General features: G+C 42.3%; 16 protein-coding genes and 1 pseudogene. 6 read left to right on the top strand and 11 right to left on the bottom strand.

The annotated features are described in order from the left end of the window. The first annotated feature begins 43 nt into the window (after positions 1-43). A complete protein-coding gene (locus AC0L46_RS03265; protein WP_473505704.1) occupies positions 44-901 on the top strand; it encodes a polysaccharide lyase family 7 protein in 858 nt (285 codons plus the stop codon). A gap of 76 nt (positions 902-977) precedes the next feature. On the opposite strand, the gene AC0L46_RS03260 is transcribed toward AC0L46_RS03265, so the two are convergent. Next, on the bottom strand, positions 978-1,454 hold the full coding sequence (locus AC0L46_RS03260; protein ID WP_473505702.1) for a GNAT family N-acetyltransferase: 477 nt from the start codon (positions 1,452-1,454) through the stop codon (positions 978-980). Positions 1,455-1,574: 120 nt separating this feature from the next. Between AC0L46_RS03260 and AC0L46_RS03255 the strand changes: the two genes are divergently transcribed. Then, positions 1,575-2,096, top strand: a complete 522-nt coding sequence (locus AC0L46_RS03255; RefSeq protein ID WP_473505700.1) for an Mpo1 family 2-hydroxy fatty acid dioxygenase — start codon at positions 1,575-1,577, stop codon at positions 2,094-2,096. Positions 2,097-2,204: 108 nt separating this feature from the next. On the opposite strand, the gene AC0L46_RS03250 is transcribed toward AC0L46_RS03255, so the two are convergent. From AC0L46_RS03250 to AC0L46_RS03235, 4 genes are all read right to left on the bottom strand, one after another. Further along, positions 2,205-2,408 (bottom strand): hypothetical protein, encoded by a 204-nt coding sequence (locus AC0L46_RS03250; RefSeq protein WP_317004412.1) that lies wholly within the window; start codon positions 2,406-2,408, stop codon positions 2,205-2,207. A 278-nt stretch (positions 2,409-2,686) separates the two neighbouring features. Beyond that, positions 2,687-3,223: a hypothetical protein gene (locus tag AC0L46_RS03245; RefSeq protein ID WP_414680917.1), complete on the bottom strand. Its 537-nt coding sequence runs from the start codon at positions 3,221-3,223 to the stop codon at positions 2,687-2,689. Positions 3,224-3,377: 154 nt separating this feature from the next. Beyond that, positions 3,378-5,144, bottom strand: a complete 1,767-nt coding sequence (locus tag AC0L46_RS03240; RefSeq protein WP_473505698.1) for a sodium:solute symporter family protein — start codon at positions 5,142-5,144, stop codon at positions 3,378-3,380. A 5-nt stretch (positions 5,145-5,149) separates the two neighbouring features. Then, positions 5,150-5,410 carry a DUF4212 domain-containing protein gene (locus tag AC0L46_RS03235; protein WP_036160285.1) on the bottom strand — a complete coding sequence of 87 codons (261 nt, stop codon included), beginning with the start codon at positions 5,408-5,410 and terminating at the stop codon, positions 5,150-5,152. A gap of 156 nt (positions 5,411-5,566) precedes the next feature. On the opposite strand from AC0L46_RS03235, the pseudogene AC0L46_RS03230 reads away from it, so the two are divergent. The 3 genes and pseudogenes from AC0L46_RS03230 to AC0L46_RS03220 form a co-directional block, all read left to right on the top strand. After that, positions 5,567-5,710 (top strand): annotated as a pseudogene (locus AC0L46_RS03230) (DUF6500 family protein); the annotation flags it as partial. A 54-nt stretch (positions 5,711-5,764) separates the two neighbouring features. Further along, positions 5,765-6,205, top strand: a complete 441-nt coding sequence (locus tag AC0L46_RS03225; protein ID WP_473507099.1) for a VOC family protein — start codon at positions 5,765-5,767, stop codon at positions 6,203-6,205. Next, positions 6,202-6,648, top strand: a complete 447-nt coding sequence (locus AC0L46_RS03220) for a GNAT family N-acetyltransferase (RefSeq protein ID WP_473505696.1) — start codon at positions 6,202-6,204, stop codon at positions 6,646-6,648. Before AC0L46_RS03225 ends, AC0L46_RS03220 begins: the two co-directional genes overlap by 4 nt. A 90-nt stretch (positions 6,649-6,738) precedes the next feature. On the opposite strand, the gene AC0L46_RS03215 is transcribed toward AC0L46_RS03220, so the two are convergent. The 4 genes from AC0L46_RS03215 to nhaB form a co-directional block, all read right to left on the bottom strand. Continuing rightward, positions 6,739-8,421, bottom strand: a complete 1,683-nt coding sequence (locus AC0L46_RS03215; protein ID WP_473505694.1) for an aminotransferase class V-fold PLP-dependent enzyme — start codon at positions 8,419-8,421, stop codon at positions 6,739-6,741. 48 nt (positions 8,422-8,469) lie between these two features. Beyond that, on the bottom strand, positions 8,470-8,934 hold the full coding sequence (locus tag AC0L46_RS03210; protein WP_473505692.1) for an Lrp/AsnC family transcriptional regulator: 465 nt from the start codon (positions 8,932-8,934) through the stop codon (positions 8,470-8,472). Between the two features lie 196 nt (positions 8,935-9,130). Then, positions 9,131-10,744: an NAD(P)/FAD-dependent oxidoreductase gene (locus AC0L46_RS03205; RefSeq protein WP_473507097.1), complete on the bottom strand. Its 1,614-nt coding sequence runs from the start codon at positions 10,742-10,744 to the stop codon at positions 9,131-9,133. Between the two features lie 160 nt (positions 10,745-10,904). Further along, positions 10,905-12,407: a sodium/proton antiporter NhaB gene (gene nhaB / locus AC0L46_RS03200; protein ID WP_414680909.1), complete on the bottom strand. Its 1,503-nt coding sequence runs from the start codon at positions 12,405-12,407 to the stop codon at positions 10,905-10,907. A 165-nt stretch (positions 12,408-12,572) separates the two neighbouring features. On the opposite strand from nhaB, the gene sohB reads away from it, so the two are divergent. Beyond that, a complete protein-coding gene (gene sohB / locus AC0L46_RS03195) occupies positions 12,573-13,616 on the top strand; it encodes a protease SohB (protein ID WP_473505689.1) in 1,044 nt (347 codons plus the stop codon). An 84-nt stretch (positions 13,617-13,700) separates the two neighbouring features. On the opposite strand, the gene AC0L46_RS03190 is transcribed toward sohB, so the two are convergent. Next, positions 13,701-14,534: a hypothetical protein gene (locus AC0L46_RS03190; protein WP_473505687.1), complete on the bottom strand. Its 834-nt coding sequence runs from the start codon at positions 14,532-14,534 to the stop codon at positions 13,701-13,703. Then, a complete protein-coding gene (gene mfd / locus AC0L46_RS03185) occupies positions 14,531-17,944 on the bottom strand; it encodes a transcription-repair coupling factor (RefSeq protein ID WP_473505685.1) in 3,414 nt (1,137 codons plus the stop codon). The genes AC0L46_RS03190 and mfd overlap by 4 nt, the downstream gene beginning before the upstream one ends. Positions 17,945-17,947: the final 3 nt, after the last annotated feature.

Genomic DNA, 17,947 nt, shown 5'->3' with positions numbered 1-17,947 from the left:
TGAGGTAAACATGAAAAAGGGCCTTTTAATTAAGAGTTTACTGTTGCTATCTGTTGTATCCAGTAATGCTGTGATCGCTGCAGAAGCACCATCAACCAAGTTTGATTTGTTAGGTTGGACGCTTAGTGTTCCAGTAGACAAGGACGGCGATGGTAAGTCTGATCAAATTAAAGAGAAACAGTTGAATACGGGCTATGTATCATCTGAGTTTTTCTACCTCAATGACGACGGCGGTATGGTATTTAAGTCACCGGTAAAGGGGGCTAAAACCTCAAAAAATACAACTTACACGCGCTCTGAATTGCGTGAAATGATTCGCCGCGGAGATACAAGTCATAAAACAAAAGGTGTTGGTGGTAATAATTGGGTGTTTTCAACTGCGCCAGAAAAAGACCTAGAGAATGCAGGTGCCGTGGATGGTTCTATGGAAGCCATTCTTGCTGTTAACCATGTCACAACAACAGGCAAAGCGTATCAGATTGGTCGAGTAATCATTGGTCAAATCCATGCGAATGATGATGAGCCTGTACGTATTTACTATCGTAAACTGCCTGGCAACACACTTGGTTCTATTTATTATGCCCATGAGCCTAGAGTGAACGATGAAGTGTATGTTGAGATGATTGGTAGTCGAAGTGATAGAGCAGAGAACCCAAAAGATGGCGTTGCTCTAGATGAGAAATTCAGTTATCGAATTGACGTTGTTGGTAACAAGCTAACAGTGACCATTATGCGCCCAGGCAAAGCTGATATTGTGAAAGTGACTGATATGAGCGACAGCGGTTACGATGAAGGTGGTCAGTACATGTATTTCAAAGCTGGTGTGTATAATCAAAATAAATCAGGTGAGCCGGATGATTATGTTCAGGCTACCTTTTATGACCTTAAAGTAATGCACTAATTAAAATGATCTTTATATGTAGAAGCTTTGGCTTTCATTAAGTTGGGCTTCTACATATCAAAGACTGCCACTCTACTTAATCACTTTTCTCACTTGAAACAGTCAGTATCATAGATATGTGTTCTATCCCATCTTCCATGTAAGGCGCAGATGACGTCATAAAACCATGAGATTGATAAAAGTTTTCAAGACGTGATTGCGCCCCTATTTTTATCGAGCTGGTTGGCCATGTATTGCGGCAAACGTCTATAGCTCGATCAATAAGCTCATGACCAATTTTATATTGCCTGTGTTCTTCAACTACAAGCACTCGACCAATACTTGAGTGTGACGGGTAGCTAATCTCAGGCGCGATTATTCTGGCGTAAGCGACAGGTTGGTCTTTGTCTAAGGCGAACAAATGCTTGGTTTCAGAATGTTTGTCGATATTGTCTAGCTCCGGATAAGGGCAATTTTGTTCTACAACAAAAACATCAGTACGTATTTTCAGTAAATCGTAGAGTTCATGTAGAGAGAGTTTGTCAAATAATTTGCAGTGCCATTTCAGCATCATGTACTTCCCAACTAGATTACGTTGTTAATTTAAAAATATTGATATGCATAGAGTGATTTATTACTCTCTTTAGAAATGCATTTTAATTATGTCTAAAATAATAAAAATAAGAAGGTCAAAATGAAAACCATACTTGAATATCTATCACAATACGCTTTCTATCATCAAAATCGTAAAAATATCGTGACCCATTTTATAGGAATTCCAATGATTTTGGTGGCGATTACGGTTTTGTTATCTCGTCCGCAATTTTCTGCCTTTGGCATAGAGCTTACACCCGCTTTGATAGCCGCCATGATATCTGGAATATTTTACTTATCTTTAGACAAAGTTGTTGGCTTGCTGATGGTGTTTCTTCTAGGACTGTCTTTATGGTTTTCAAGCTATATTGCATCACAAGAAACAGGTATCTGGTTAAGTGTAGGCATCAGCTTATTTGTTGTCGGATGGATAATCCAGTTCATTGGCCATTATTTTGAAGGTAAGAAACCAGCATTTGTTGATGACATTATTGGCTTGGTCATTGGGCCGTTATTTGTTGTGGTTGAAGCTTTGTTTTTACTGGGGTTCAAGAAAGATTGGGAACAGGAAATCCATGCTTTGTGTAAGCAGAAGAATAAAGATGAAGGATTAGAAAAGTAGAAGGGAAAAATGGATGGGTGGTGCGCTGATATTTTTATTCTCGCGACCATTCCATTGGAGTGAGTTAGTTGATTGTGAACCAACAGATACTCAGTATTGCTGATAATATTATGCGTGCTTAAGAGTGCGTGGGTTCAAGTTAGTTTTAAGATTAGCGAAAACTTTCTTGATTGATTTTGCTAAAGAAACGATACCAGATGATAGATATTCAGCGCGTTCTGCATTAGCGAACATTGCATATTTCTCTGCTTCAGTCATGTGTGAAGTATCAACTGCATCAAGTAGTACAATGATTGATTGAGTGTTTTTCATAATGTGCTCCTAGTGGTTTTGGTTAAAATTTTTTGCCTTTCGATGGTTAAATAATAGGCGCCACTAGGAGTGATGACAAACGATAAAAAATACCGTTATAGATGAAAAAAACTAACCTTTTGTTCAGAAGTGCTATTTCTTAACCACGAAGAGATCAAAGATCATTGAGGTAATAAACAACTTTGAAGGTTTGCTTTCTTTGTGTCGGTTGAAAAGAAAATCGCCCTAGAAAGATTGGCTTTAGGGCGATAAGAATACAAAATAATAGTTATAAATGATTAACTGCAGAGTGCGGTAATTAAAGGATCGTTGCTTTCTAGAGGGAACCAATTAGTTGATGAGTCAACAGGGTTGCCTGAAGTCGCTGAATTATGTGTAGATGCGCTGAAGCTCTGTGTAAAATCTGTTCTTGCTTCGTTTACGCAGTCAATGATTTGAGGTACTCGTTTCGCTAGGCTGCGTCGTTCAAAAAAGTATAAATCTACAAGAACCAAGCTTGGATCAATTTTATTCTTCGCAGAGTTTGCTACATCCGCAGCAATGAATCGCATTGTTTGAGGGAACACATAGCTCCAAGGTCGCCATGGTGCTTCTTCCTCAACGGCTTTTACAACTACAACGCCATCAGGTAATAAGCTTGTTTGATGATCGTACCAGTCGTATTCACCTTGTATTTGAAATCCCAACATAGCCATACCTGCAAATGCAGGAACTAGCCATTTTGGCGTCATTTGTTTAGATAGTTTTCTGATTAGTAGGGCAATACCCGCGCCGCCGACACCGGCGAAAATCGTCGCAATGAGTTCCCAAATCATAAATCTTCTCTTTTTTAATTAAGGGTTGTTTATTAGAAAAGGTGTTAAGAGATCGAGCCTTCTACATTCTAGCTCTAAGAGTAGAAAGCTCGATCATTACAGATAGTGCGTTGTTGTACTAGTGCTTTTTCGCACTAGTGAATATCAACATTGATTAATGATCAACCGCACCGCCAGCACCTTGTGGGTAACGAACACTTTCAACAAGATCTTGGATCTCTTTTGGTGGTGGTGCAGTCATAGAAGAAACAACGAACGCAACCGTGAAGTTAATCACCGCACCAATGGCACCGAATGACAATGGTGATACACCGAACAACCAGTTATCTGGTGTGTTGGCGAAAGATGCTGTGCCAGGAATAAAGAACCAACCAAGGAATAGGAAGATATAAACCAAGGTGGAGATCAAACCTGCAAGCATACCGGCAACCGCTCCTGTGCTGTTCACACGTTTTGAGAAGATACCCATCATCAAAGCTGGGAAAATAGAAGCCGCTGCGATGCCGAATGCCAAAGCAACTACCTGGGCTGCAAAGCCTGGAGGATTCATTCCCAAATAAGTTGCGACAGCGATGGCGACGAACATAGAGACCCTTGCCACCCTAAGCTCACCTTTGTCACTGATATTGGGGTTTATCGACCCTTTTATTAAGTCATGACTGATTGCGGAAGAAATGGCGAGCAATAAACCTGCTGCGGTTGATAGTGCGGCCGCAAGACCACCTGCTGCAATTAGACCAATAACCCAACTTGGTAAGTTCGCAATTTCTGGGTTAGCCAATACTAGAATGTCACGGTTAACAACTAATTCATTACCTTCCCAACCACGAGCCGTTGCTTCTTCTTGGAAAGCAGGAACGTCGTTATAGAACTGAACTCGGCCGTCACCGTTTTTGTCTTCAAACTTGATTAAACCTGTTGTTTCCCAAGTTTGAACCCAATCAGGACGCTCAGCGTATTCAATTGGTTGCTCTGTTGGGCCAGATGGGTAAATAGTCGTTAATAGATTCAAACGAGCCATAGACGCAACAGCAGGTGCTGTTAGGTACAACAATGCGATGAATACTAATGCCCAACCAGCAGACCAACGAGCGTCAGCAACTTTAGGTACTGTGAAGAATCGAATGATAACGTGTGGCAGACCTGCAGTACCTATCATCAAGGATAGAGTAAACAGAATCATGTTTAGCTTGTTATCTACATCGGCGGTGTAATCTTGGAAACCAAGTTCACGTACCACTTCATCCAGTTTCTGCAATAAAGGCACACCAGACTCAGCATGAGTCGAGAAAAGACCAATAGCAGGAATGAAAGTGTCTGTTAATTGTAGGGAGATGAAAACCGCTGGAATTGTGTAAGCGATGATTAACACGACATACTGAGCAACCTGAGTATAGGTAATACCTTTCATGCCGCCCAATACTGCGTAGAAGAACACCACAACAGCAGCGATAATTAAACCAGTATTATTGTCTACTTCTAAGAAGCGAGAGAAAGCCACGCCCGCACCAGTCATTTGACCGATAACGTATGTTACTGAAGCAATGATCAAACATGCCACGGCAACTAAGCGAGCAGTGCTGCTGTAGAAGCGATCGCCAATGAAATCTGGCACGGTAAATTTGCCGAATTTGCGCAAGTAAGGTGCTAATAGCATAGCAAGCAAAACATAACCGCCAGTCCAACCCATTAGATAGGTTGAGTTAGCGTAACCGCCTGCTGCAATGAGCCCGGCCATGGATATAAAGGAGGCGGCAGACATCCAGTCTGCGGCAGTCGCCATACCATTTAAGACAGGGTGAACGCCGCCACCAGCGACATAGAATTCTTTTGTTGATCCAGCTCTTGCCCAAATCGCAATGCCGAAATAAAGCGCAAAAGAGCCACCGACGAAAAGTAGATTAATAGTAAACTGATCCATACGACTTACTCCTGAAGGCCAAATTCTTCATCAAGTTTGTTCATTCTCCAAGCGTAGAAGAAGGTCAAAATGATGAATACGAGGATGGAACCTTGCTGAGCAAACCAGAAGCCTAAATCAGCACCTCCAATCATAATGCCCGAAAGCATAGGACGAAGTATGATGGCACAGCCATAAGAGGCGAGTGCCCAAACCACTAAGCTGCCTAGAATCAGCCGTAAGTTTGCTTGCCAGTATTTTTCTGCATTATTGTTATGATCTGACATTGTCGATCTCCTTATAATTATTTTTATACGCCTAGTTAATTTAGCAGGCGTCCGATTAATAAGAAGTCAGACTTTAGTCTCATAAAGGTATTCTTTATCATGCTTGTACTGCACATGATTCGCGCGTAAAGCTTGGAAATAAAAGAGATAAAATTTATGAATATAGGAATGAGAGACAAGATTCTGTCGGTATGTGCAGAAAAAATAAAGCAAAAAGGCGAGGGCGTTCAGGTTTCGTTTTATGCTTTTTTTGCGAATAAAAATGACGATCCTGTTGCATTGATGGAAGTGGCTCGCTGGTGGATCGAAAAACATCAGCTTAATCACTTTGAAAAAGCCACAAAAATCTATGCCATGGTGAAGGTGCTAGAAGGTGCTGAATACCAAGAAGCCAAAGTGATTGGTTTTAATCACTTGACCTTGAGTGTTTCGGATTTAGAAGTCTCTTTACGTTTTTATCGAGACTTACTGGGATTTAAGGGAGAAGTGCGCTGGAACCGAGGCGCTTATTTATCTTATGGTGACTGTTGGTTGTGTTTGACTATTGGTACACCATCACCAAGTCAAGATTACAGCCATGTTGCCTTTACTTATGAACCTAAAGCGATGCAATTGATTTGTCGGAAAGACGCTTTTCAGTGCGTTAATATGTGGCAAGAAAATACTAGTGAAGGAGATTCATTGTATATCGAAGACCCTGATGGGCATAAATTGGAACTCCATGCCGGTTCTTTAGCGACACGCCTTGAGTCTTTAAAGCAGTACCCTTATGACGGGTTAGAGTGGTTACAGTGAATATTTCTACAATACGAGTAAGAATTCAGGTTTTACCTATTTCTGTTGAACAAGCCTTGCCGATTCGTCATCAAGTATTATGGCCAAATAAAACTCTGGATGAATGCCGAGTAGATGACGACGAAACAGGTCATCACTTTGGTGTTTTTATTGGGCAAGATTTAGTGTGTGTAGCGTCAATTTTTATTGATGGAAAGACGGCCCGTTTACGTAAGTTTGCGACGTTGGAAGCCTATCAAGGACAAGGAATTGGCAGTGCTGTATTACAGCATATTATTTCGTTCCTTGAGCAGCATTCAGTCGAGATGTTTTGGTGTGATGCCAGAGAAAATGCCATATCACTCTATCGTCGATTTGGAATGCAACCACAGGGAGAGCGATTTTATAAAGGTGATATTCCTTATCGAAAAATGCAGGTCACTTTATCAGGCTCGTCTTCTTAGCTATTCCAATAAGAAACAAATGATAACTAAAAACGCCAGAGTGGTTTTTGTCACTCTGGCGTTTTTCATTCTTGTATCGTATCTCGCTTTTTATAGAAGATCTTGAACCAATACAAAGCGCTTTAGGTCGTTAAAGTTTGTATTAAAAGGTTGTTCTTGAATGCTGAACTGGTCAGCTTTGCATTGTTGAACAATGTCTAATGCTTCCTTTAAGTAGAGGCTCTTGTCACTTTCTTTTTTGTTTTCTGCTTGGTTATTTAGGGTGTTTTCAGATTGCTTTAGAGATTGCCAGAGCAAATCTGATAGCGCTCTTGGCAAGGTGGTTTTTCCCTGAAAATGCCATAAATCAGCACCTTGGTCGTAAGCATAATAAGGCAAAATGGTTAAGCCATATTTCGCGACAAAATCAATGCAATCTAAAATGAAGTTGGCTTCCGCATCGTCTAAAAAGTAATTTAGGTTGAAGCGAACCCAGCCTGGCTTTACCAGTTTCTCACCTTGCTTTATGGCTTCTTGAATGCGTTTTGATTCTTGCTCATTAATGTTTAATAACTGATGTCCGTATGGGCCAGCGCAAGAGCAGCCACCGCGAACTTGTACGCCAAACAGGTCATTAAGTAGGGCGGTAATAAAACCGTGGTGCAAATAGCCATGATCCGTTTTGATGCGAAATGCGGTAATAGATAAACGATTGGCTTCTTGGTGGCCTAAACGCTCAATTAGCGGATTTTTACGCCATCTCTTGTCTATCATTTCAACCAATTCGTGCTCGCGTGTTTCTATCGTTTTTGCGCCAACTGCTAGTTTAAGTTGGAAGACCAAGCCCGCACGAATGGATTCAACAATTCCCGGTGTTCCACCTTCTTCTCGACGCTCGCCAATAGGTAAAAAGGTATGATCGTTAGGCGTGACAAAAGAAACGGTTCCACCACCAACAAGACTTGGCTTTTGGTTTTCGATAATGGCTCTTTTAACAACCAAAATGCCAGGTGTGCCAGGTCCTCCAATGAATTTATGAGTGGAAAAGAACATCGCGTCTTTCGCCATTTTGGGGGCTGCCTGTGGATTCATATCTAATTCAACATAAGGTGCCGCCGCAGCAAAGTCCCAAAAAGAAACTGCATTGTGACTATGTAAAAGCGCAGTAATATCGTCTTGCTTGCAAAGTATGCCAGTGACGTTTGAAGCAGCACTGAAACTGCCAATAAGGCGTTTTCCTTGATGGGCTTGTAGCTGTTGTTCTAAATCATTAAGGCAAACATCGCCTTCTTTGGCTTCCGCGATTCGAATCACATTGATGCCCAATTCGCGCCAAGGTAACTCATTGGAATGATGTTCATATGGGCCAATGAAAACACAGACGTTGGATTTTTCTTCTGGCGATAAATTACGTAGACCTAATTGAGTGATAAGCGTATTGACCGCGCTGGTTGCGCCACTGCCACAAAACATAACGAGGTCTTCACTGTTGGCATTGACGGCGGCGCGGATTTGATGTCGAGCTTGCTCGCGAAAAGCTGTGGTTTGCTGACCTGTCGCATTCGCTTCTGTATGTGTGTTGGCGTAAAAAGGCAGAACATGCTGTTGAATGGCGTCTTCAATAAAATCTAGGCTGCGACCAGAAGCGGTGTAGTCGGCATAAGTCAGTTGTCTTAGACCAAATGGTGTGGTGATTTGGCAGTCTTTACCGATAATACCTTCGCGAATACGGGCCAATAGAGAGTTCTGGTTTTCACTGTGAGCTTCTGTTTTGACTAATGTTGCTGTCGGCATGTTTTGTCCTTTTTAGCGATAGCCTTAGCAAACAAGATGTCTTAGCCTTTACTCACTGGATAAAGGTAACTCCGTTGTCCACTTAATTTGTTCCATGGCGAAGTTAGATGTCACGTCTGTTAAAGCGGTTGCACTGATTAATCGTTTATAAAATTTGTCATAAGACGGAATGTCTTTTACCAAGACTCGAAGCAAGTAATCGTAGTCTCCTGCCATTCGATAAAACTCCACGACTTCTGGAAACTCGGCCACTACACGAGCAAATTCAATGGCCCAATTGGCGTCGTGTTGATTGGTTTTAACTTGTACGAAAACAGAAACGCCCAACCCTAATTTGTCTGCGTCCAACAAAGCGACTCGGCGCTTGATAAAGCCGGCTTTTTCAAGCTTTTGAACACGTCTCCAGCAGGGTGTTTTCGACAAGCCAACTTGCTTAGCCATGGCTTCGGTTGAAATACTATCATCGCTTTGAATTAAGGCAAGCAGTTGCAAATCTATGCTATCTAGGTGCATTTTGTTCTCTTTATGTTTATATATTGAGTATATTTTTTCATATCATTTGGTTTTATGGAATGGTTTGGAACTTAATTCCTGAGAGAACGGAGAAAAAGGAATATCAGTTCTCAATTTTGTCGAAAAAAAGGTGAAAAAAGATCAAAAAAAGCGCATTCTGAAAATCAGATGCGCTTTATTGAGGGTATTTTGCTTTTTAATGTGTGTGCTTGGCGTTAATACTCAGCGCCATGGCCTCAGCGATTTTAATGCCGTCTATGGCGGCAGACATAATTCCGCCTGCGTAACCTGCGCCTTCACCTGCTGGGTACAAGCCTTTTGTATTGATGCTCTCTAAGCTTTCTAGATCGCGTTTGATGTTGATTGGTGCTGACGTTCGTGTCTCCACGCCTGTTAATAACGCATCATCAAAGGCAAATCCACGAATCTTTTTATTGAAGGCTGGGATGGCTTCGCGAATGGCTTCGATGCAGAAGTCAGGTAAAGCGTCTGCCAAATTAGTGAGTTTGATACCTGGTTTGAAAGAAGGTGTAACGCTTCCAAGGTCTTCCGGTGTTTCGTTTCTTAAAAAGGCGCCAACGGTTTGTGCTGGAGCATCGTAATTACTTCCGCCCATAACATAAGCATGACTTTCTAATTTACGTTGGAATTCAATGCCGGCTAATGGTCCACCTGGATAATCATTCGGGTCAATGCCGACTACAATGGCGCTGTTGGCGTTGCGTTCGTTACGTGAGTATTGGCTCATGCCATTGGTTACAACACGATTTTCTTCTGATGTGGCGGCAACCACGGTTCCGCCTGGACACATACAGAAGCTGTAAACAGAGCGCCCATTTTTGCAGTGATGAACCAGTTTGTAATCCGCTGCGCCAAGAATTTCATTGCCTGCATTTGGGCCAAAGCGCGCTTTATCGATGACAGATTGTTCGTGCTCGATTCGAAAGCCAACAGAAAACGGCTTGGCTTCAATGTAAACGCCTTTATTATGAATCATTTCGAAAGTATCGCGGGCACTGTGACCAATGGCGATGGCAATGTGACTTGAATTCAACTGCTCACCGTCGGCAAGGGTAACGCCAGTGATCTGACCATTCTCAATATGCAAATCATCAACCCGCGCGCTGAAGCGAATTTCGCCGCCTAGCTCGATGATTTGTGCGCGCATTTTTTCCACCATGGCAACCAATTTGAAGGTACCTATGTGGGGTTTGCTGACGTAAAGAATCTCGTCTGGTGCGCCTGCGGTAACAAACTCGTTCAATACTTTTCGGCTATATTGTTTTGGATCTTTGACCTGGCTATAAAGTTTGCCGTCAGAAAAAGTCCCTGCGCCACCTTCACCAAATTGCACGTTAGATTCTGTATTCAATATCTTTTTGCGCCAAAAGCCGAAAGTATCCTTGGTGCGTTCTCGAACTTCTTTGCCGCGTTCTAAAATAATAGGCTTGTAACCCATTTGCGCGAGTACCAATCCAGCCAATAAACCACATGGCCCAAAGCCAATGACAATAGGGCGTTCGCTCAAATCTTTCGGCGCTTGGGCGACAGGATGGTAGTCCAAGTCAGGTGTTTCTTTCACCTGTTGGTGATCTGCAAACTTTTCAAGTAGTTCTTGGTTGCAAGTAGTGTCGATATCCAAGGTGTAGATCAGCATGATGTTGGTTTTTTTACGAGCATCATAACCACGGCGAAATACATTAAAGCTTAGCAATTGGTCTGCTGAAATCTTTAGTGTGGATAAAATGCTGTCTTTTAGTGCCGTGTCATTGTGATCAAGAGGAAGCTGGATATTGGAAAGTCGTATCATAGGAATCAATTTAGAATGCTGAGTCAGTGGCTAATAACGGGGGATAATACGACATTTTGAGTGAAAAAGCTGTTATCGATGTTTTCATGAGGTGAAATAAAAGAGGCCGCTGATATCGAATAGAAATCAGCGGCCTCTTTTTGTGATGACTTAGGTTTAGTTATAGAAAATAGACAACGCAAAAACCGCCAACCAAGCTAAGTACTATGGTGTACGGCAAAGCCATCCAAACCATTTTTCCATAAGATAATCTTAGTAACGGCGCAATGGCGGATGTCAGCAAGAATAGGAAAGCCGCTTGGCCATTTGGTGTTGCCACACTTGGTAAGTTGGTTCCTGTGTTGATCGCAACAGCCAATGTTTCAAAATGCTCACGACTAATGGTGCCTGCGTCAAGAGCTGCTTTAACTTCGCCAATATAAACCGTTGCTACAAAAACATTGTCACTGATGGCGGACAAAATACCGTTCGCAATAAAGAACATGATGGGCTGAGAATGAGTTGGCATATTCAATACAACATCAATAATAGGCTGAAATAAATGCTGCTCATGAATAACCGAAACAATGGTGAAGAAGACAACCAATAATGCAGTAAACGGCAGCGCTTCTTCAAAAGCGTGACCGATTTGGTGTTCTTCAATCACGCCATTAAATGCTGTTAATAAGACGATAATCATCAATCCGACTAGGCCGACTTCCGCAACGTGGAAGGCCAATGAAAGTATCAGCACGATGGCGACAAGACCTTGAATAATTAACTGAGCTTTGTGCTTGTTCGTGCTTTTTTTAGACTCTTCTTCTTCGAAATTTTTGAGTATGTTGCGTACGTTCTCTGGCAGGTGTGCACCATAGTCAAACCATTTTGTTTTTTCCAAAACAATGACGGTAAGTAAGCCACAGGCCAATACTGGCATAGAAATAGGAGCCACGCGCAAAAAGAAATCCACAAAGTCCCAGCCTGCTACTTTTGCGATAAGCAGGTTTTGAGGTTCGCCAACCAAAGTTGAAACACCACCTAAGGCTGTTCCTATTGCGCCGTGCATAAGTAAACTGCGTAGGAAAGAGCGAAATTCAGCCAAATCTTTTTGATTAACAGGCAAGATGTTGTCATCGCTGTTTGGATTGTGTTTGCTGTTTGGTGACTGGTCAGATGCAACCTTATGGTAAACAGAATAAAACCCGACACTGACGCTGATGAGCACGGCGGTAACGGTAAGGGCATCAAGGAACGCAGATAAAACAGCAGCAGCAAAACTGAATACGAGAGAAATAAGGACTTTAGAACGTATCTTAATAAGCAATTTGTTGAAGATAAAAAGCAACATGTCTTGCATGAAATAGATGCCAGCAACCATGAACATCAATAGCAAAACTACGTCGAAGTTTTTGATAACCTCATGATAAACACCATCGGGTGTGGTTAAGCCTAATAAGACGGCTTGAATGGCAATTAATCCACCAGGTTGAAGAGGATAGCATTTTAGTGCCATACCAAGGGTGAATATAAACTCAATAATCAACAGCCAGCCAGTAATGAAAGGGCCGAGCGTAAGAACAGCGATTGGGTTGATAATAAGGAAAGCGATCACAGCTTGTTTGTACCATAAGGGAGAATTTCCCAAAAAGTTATTGCCAAGCGCCTGTGACAAAGAGGTCTTCATTTCTTGCTCCTTTTAAAAGCATTATTTTTATCTATTTTGAAAGTGCGCAGATAATAAGTGATAAGTAAGGGACTATCTATAACGATTAATGAGCAATAGATGTTGTTATTTGCGCAAATAGCCCCATTATCTCAGGAACTTAGAATTATTTAGAGGAATATAAGATTGGAATTTTTAACTGACTATGCGGGCTTTTTGTTAAAGCTCATCAGTATTGGCATTTTTATTGTCGTTATCTTAGCCATGATTGCCAGCGGAAAACGTAAAGCTCAGCCGGGTAGTTTGTCTGTTACCAAGCTAAATGAAAGCTACGATGCCATGAAGGCGGAGTTAGACCGCCAGTTATTAGATAAGAAAGATCTTAAAAACAAAGAGAAAGAAAAGAAAAAAGCAGCAAAGTTAGAAAAGAAAGCACAGAAGAAAACAACGAAAGAAGAGGCCGTAACGGAAGAAAAGAAACGCCTATATGTTTTGGATTTTGATGGTGATATTAAGGCGTCTGCTGTGACTTCTATGCGTGAAGAGATTACGGCTGTATTGAGTGTGGCTAAACCTCAAGACGAAGTGGTTGTGCGTTTAGAAAGTGGTGGTGGCGTTGTTCATGGTTATGGTTTGGCAGCATCTCAATTACAGCGTATCCGCGAGGCCAATATTCCTCTTACTGTTTGTGTTGATAAAGTGGCGGCCAGCGGTGGTTACATGATGGCTTGTGTGGCCGACAAAATTATTGCTGCGCCATTTGCGATTTTAGGTTCTATCGGTGTGGTTGCTCAGGTACCTAACGTGCATAGATTGCTTGATAAAAGCTTGATCGATGTTGAGCTTCATACGGCTGGGCGTTATAAGCGAACTCTGACTATGTTGGGCAAAAATACTGATGAAGGTCGTGAGAAATTCAAGCAAGATTTGGAAGACACTCATGGGTTGTTTAAGCGTTTTGTTTCTAGTCAGCGTCCTCAGTTGGAAATAGAAGATATTGCAACAGGCGATACTTGGTATGGCTCTGAAGCCTTGGAAAATAAGTTGGTTGATGCGGTAATGACAAGTGATGCTTATCTTGTTTCTCATTATGACAACGCCGATGTCATACAGGTTACTTATAAGCAACCAAAAGGCATGGCAGAGCGTTTTGGTTTATCTGTGTTTTCTGCGTTTGAGCAAAAGGCAGTTTCTTGGTTCGGTAAGTTGACTCAATCGAAAGGCTATTAAATTCAGCTTGTTCATCGGTTGATGGCATAAAGCGAGTAGGCAAAATAAAAAGGGCAACATTTTTGATGTTGCCCTTTTTATTTTTTATTGAGGAATAAAAGGAGGATCGACTTTGGTGCTGGATTCAAACAGCTCATTCGTACTCTGTAGTTCGTCGTAATCTAGGCTGGCTCCCGTTTCGGGTGTCATAGTTTCTAGAGCAATGGCCGCCATAGCGTCTTCTAACTCAATAGGATGAAAATATAGAAGTGTGCCGATTGTAGGATGATCCAAGTAGTTTACTTTCTTACTCGCGGTTCTATTAGACATGTGAAGCTGAAGAACGAGAGCGGGTTCAAACGCTTTTACGTCAGATTCCATATCGTCTGTCTCTGGAGAGAATAAGTTGCTCTTGTTGTTATTTACAGCTTCTGGGTCAATCTCTGGCTGAGTAAAACTATCAAATAGGTAGTGTTTGTAGTGGATGTCGGATTCTAGATAACGGCCAAGTTTGATAGCGATGTCTCCCGTCAGTTCAGGATAACTGTCTTTCACTTGTTTGCTAGTGAATTGTTTTTTGATTGTGTCGCCAGGCGCTTTAAAAATAAGAGCCCATTTTTCATTGGCGAGAATGGTCACGCGGCGATCTAATTTCTGTTCCATATTGTCAAATGGCGTACTCTCAGAAGAGGCTGACGCTTCATTGTTTGTCACAGAGATGTTTTCTTCGTCACTTTCTTTTGGAAGACGGATTAAATTGTCCACAGTGAGCACGTTTTTATAATCAATGTGCTCGCTAGATTGTCCCTCTGGCCATAAAAAAGTCAGCATGTAGCCTTGGTATGCTCTTGCTGTGTCTGGGTTGATGTCTCTGTCGTTGGCAAAAAGCGGCGTACTTAATAGGCTAAGAGATAAAAATATCGGCGTTAAGGCTTTCAATGTAATAGTTCCAATGTTTTGGTGGTTTGTTGGAAGCGCTCTTCGGCACTGTTCATTGTTGCTATAAATCTTAAAGTATCTGACCCTGAAAGTTTGTACGTATCCGGTTTGGTTTGAATTAACCGAATGAGCTTCATTGGGTCGACAGGTGTTTTGCTGTTGAAGAATATTTTCCCTTCTTTGGCGTTTGCCTCGATTTTGTTGATGCCAAGACTTTCCGCTTTCAGTTTTAGCTCTGTTTGGCGGAAGAGATTTTTAGTGGCATCAGGTAACAATCCAAATCGGTCAATCATTTCTACCTGTAAATCTTTAAGTTCGCCATTTGTTTTCGCACTGGCGATGCGTTTATAAAGTATTAGTCGAGAGTGTACATCACCTAGGTAGTCTTCAGGAATAAGTGCTGGCACACGAAGGTTAATGTCTGTTTGTGCCGGTGAAGATATATCAACGTCAGGTGATTCGCCATTCTTCAACGAAGCGACAGCTCGATCTAGCATTTCCATAAAGAGTGAGAAGCCGACGTGTTCGATATGGCCACTTTGTCCGTCGCCTAATAATTCACCTGTACCGCGTATTTCTAAGTCATGTGTGGCCAAGGTAAAGCCGGCGCCAAGAGTATCCGCTAAGGTAATGGCTTCTAGGCGTTTCTCTGCATCACTGGTGACTTTTCTGTCGCTTGGCGTCAGTAAGTAAGCGTAAGCTTGGTGGTGTGAGCGCCCAACGCGACCCCGTAATTGGTGTAATTGCGCTAAGCCAAACTTGTCTGCTCTTTCAATGATGATGGTGTTAGCGTTAGGTATGTCTATGCCTGTTTCAATAATGGTTGAACACACCAGTACGTTGGCTCTTTTGTGATAAAAGTCGGACATAACTTGTTCTAGTTCACGTTCACGCATTTGACCATGACCAACAATGACGCGAGCTTCTGGAATCAGTTCTTCTAGTTCCTCTGCGGCTTTTTGAATCGTCTGCACTTCATTGTGAAGGAAGTAAACTTGCCCGCCACGATGGAGTTCTCGCAAGATGGCTTCTTTTATCTGGTGGTCATCCTTTTGCTTCACAAAGGTTTTAACCGACAGTCGTTTGGCTGGTGGTGTGGCGATAATGGATAAATCGCGTATGCCAGAAAGAGACATGTTGAGTGTTCGAGGAATCGGCGTGGCTGTCAGTGTCAGAATGTCCACTTCCGCTCGCAAAGCTTTGAATTGCTCCTTTTGCTTTACTCCAAAACGGTGCTCTTCATCTATGATAACCAGTCCAAGGTTGGCAAACTTAATATCACTTTGAATTAATTTGTGAGTGCCGACAACAATGTCTGCTTTGCCTTGTTCGAGTCGATCAATGGCGGCGTTAGATTGTTTGCCCGAACGGAAACGAGAGAGTAACTCAACTTCAACCGGCCAATCAGCAAAGCGGTCGCAGAAATTTTCATAGTGCTGTTGAGCGAGTAGAGTGGTTGGCACAAGTACGGCAACTTGTTTGCCATCTTGAACTGCTAAGAATGCAGCACGCATGGCGACTTCTGTTTTACCGAAACCAACATCACCACAAACTAATCTGTCCATCGGCTTTTTCGCTGACATATCTTTCATAACAGCATCGATGGCCATTTGTTGGTCTGGAGTTTCTTCAAATGGAAATCCGGCTGCAAACAACTCGTATTGATCGTCCGGCTTCGCAAAAGCATAACCCACGCGAGCTTCGCGTTTTGCGTAGATTTCTAAAAGCTCAGCTGCGGTGTCGCGGGCTTTTTCAGCGGCTTTTTGTTTTGCGACACTCCATTTGTCTGTGCCCAATTTGTGAAGTGGGGCTGTGTCTTCATCTGCGCCCGTGTAACGAGAAATAAGTTGTAACGACGAAACGGGAACGTAGAGTTTGGCATCATTAGCGTAGCCTAGAGTTAATAGCTCGGTTTCCTGTCCATCAATGCTTAAATTGGTGAGGCCAAGATAGCGCCCGACACCATGATCAATATGAACGACGGGAGCGTTCATGCGCAATTCAGTGAGGTTACGAATAATAGCGTCTTCACTGATGTTGTTTTGCTTGTTTCGTCTGCGGTGTTGAGAGACACGTTCACCCAGAATTTCACTTTCAGCGATTAAAGCCAGCTCATCATTAATGATAAAACCACGGCCAATATTGCCTTCAGTAATAGCGATGGCGTGTTTTGACTTTTTAAAGTCTTGCCAGTCTTTCACTTGTTTTGGAGCTATTTTGTGTTTTTTGAGAAGCTCTAAAAGTGCTTCTCGGCGACCTGCGGATTCCGCAACGATCAGTACTCGCGCACTGGTTTGATCTAAAAAGCTCTGTAATCTTCCTAACGGTGAAGGCGCTTTTGAATCAATTTTGACGCTTTCAAGAGCTTGATAAGCAGGGTGCTGTCCTTCGGCTGAGAAAATCACATTAGTGAATAAGTTTAATTGAGCAAACAGTTCGTCTTCTTTTAGGCAAATTTCATTTGGCTCTAAAATAGGTTGCTCTATGTTGTAGTTAAGTGATTCGTGACGACTGCGAAAATCCAGCTGGATGCTAGCGACTTGCTCGTTGAAATTGTTTGAACGAACAATAAACGTATTGTCTGGTAAATAGTCGAAAATACTTGAGGTTTGTTCAAAAAATAAAGGTAAGTAATATTCAATGCCCGCTGGAATTAGGCCATTTGAGATGTCTTGATAAATGGGGCTTGAAAGCGGTGCGGTATTAAATCGCTCGCGAAAGGCTTGGCGAAACTGTTGAATGCCTTGTGATGTCGTAGGGAACTCTTTGGCCGGCAGCATTTTTATTTCTGAGACTTTATTTATGCTGCGCTGTGTTTCTGGATCAAACCAGCGAATTGACTCAATTTCATTGTCGAACCAATCTACCCTGATTGGGTTGTCTGCACCCATTGGGTAAATGTCCATTAACGCGCCGCGTATGGCGTATTCTCCATGACCGTGAACATTTTCGACGTTTAGATATCCGGCGCTAGTAAGTTTTTTCGACAGTTGTTCGAGAGGCAGTTCTTGCCCTTCTTGTAGGTGAAAGCGTTGGGCATCAATGTGCTGCTTTGGACAAAGTCTAGTTAGACAAGAAGCAACGGTTGTGAGAATAATAGGGTTCTTTACTTCAGATATCTTTGCGAGAGTTTCTAATCGCTGAGAAATAATGTCTTGATGCGGCGAGAAAGCGTCGTAGGGAAGGGTTTCCCAATCACTGAATCTTAGTAGCTCTTTCTTTCCTTGATTAAGGAACTGTATTTCGTCTTCAAGCTCGTTTAGTTCAGCAACCGTATTTACCATAAAAAGAATGGGCTTTTTGTGCTGATCGGCAATGGCTAATAGTTGTAGGGCCTTTTGGCTGCCATTCAATCCGTTGATTAAATTTTTAAAGCCTGGTTTTGACGTAATTGATACAGAATCGGACATCTT

The sequence above is a fragment of the Marinomonas sp. 15G6-16 genome (genome assembly GCF_055809555.1).
The sequence above is the reverse complement of the archived record's forward strand: the minus strand, read 5'-3'. Positions and strand labels throughout refer to the sequence as shown.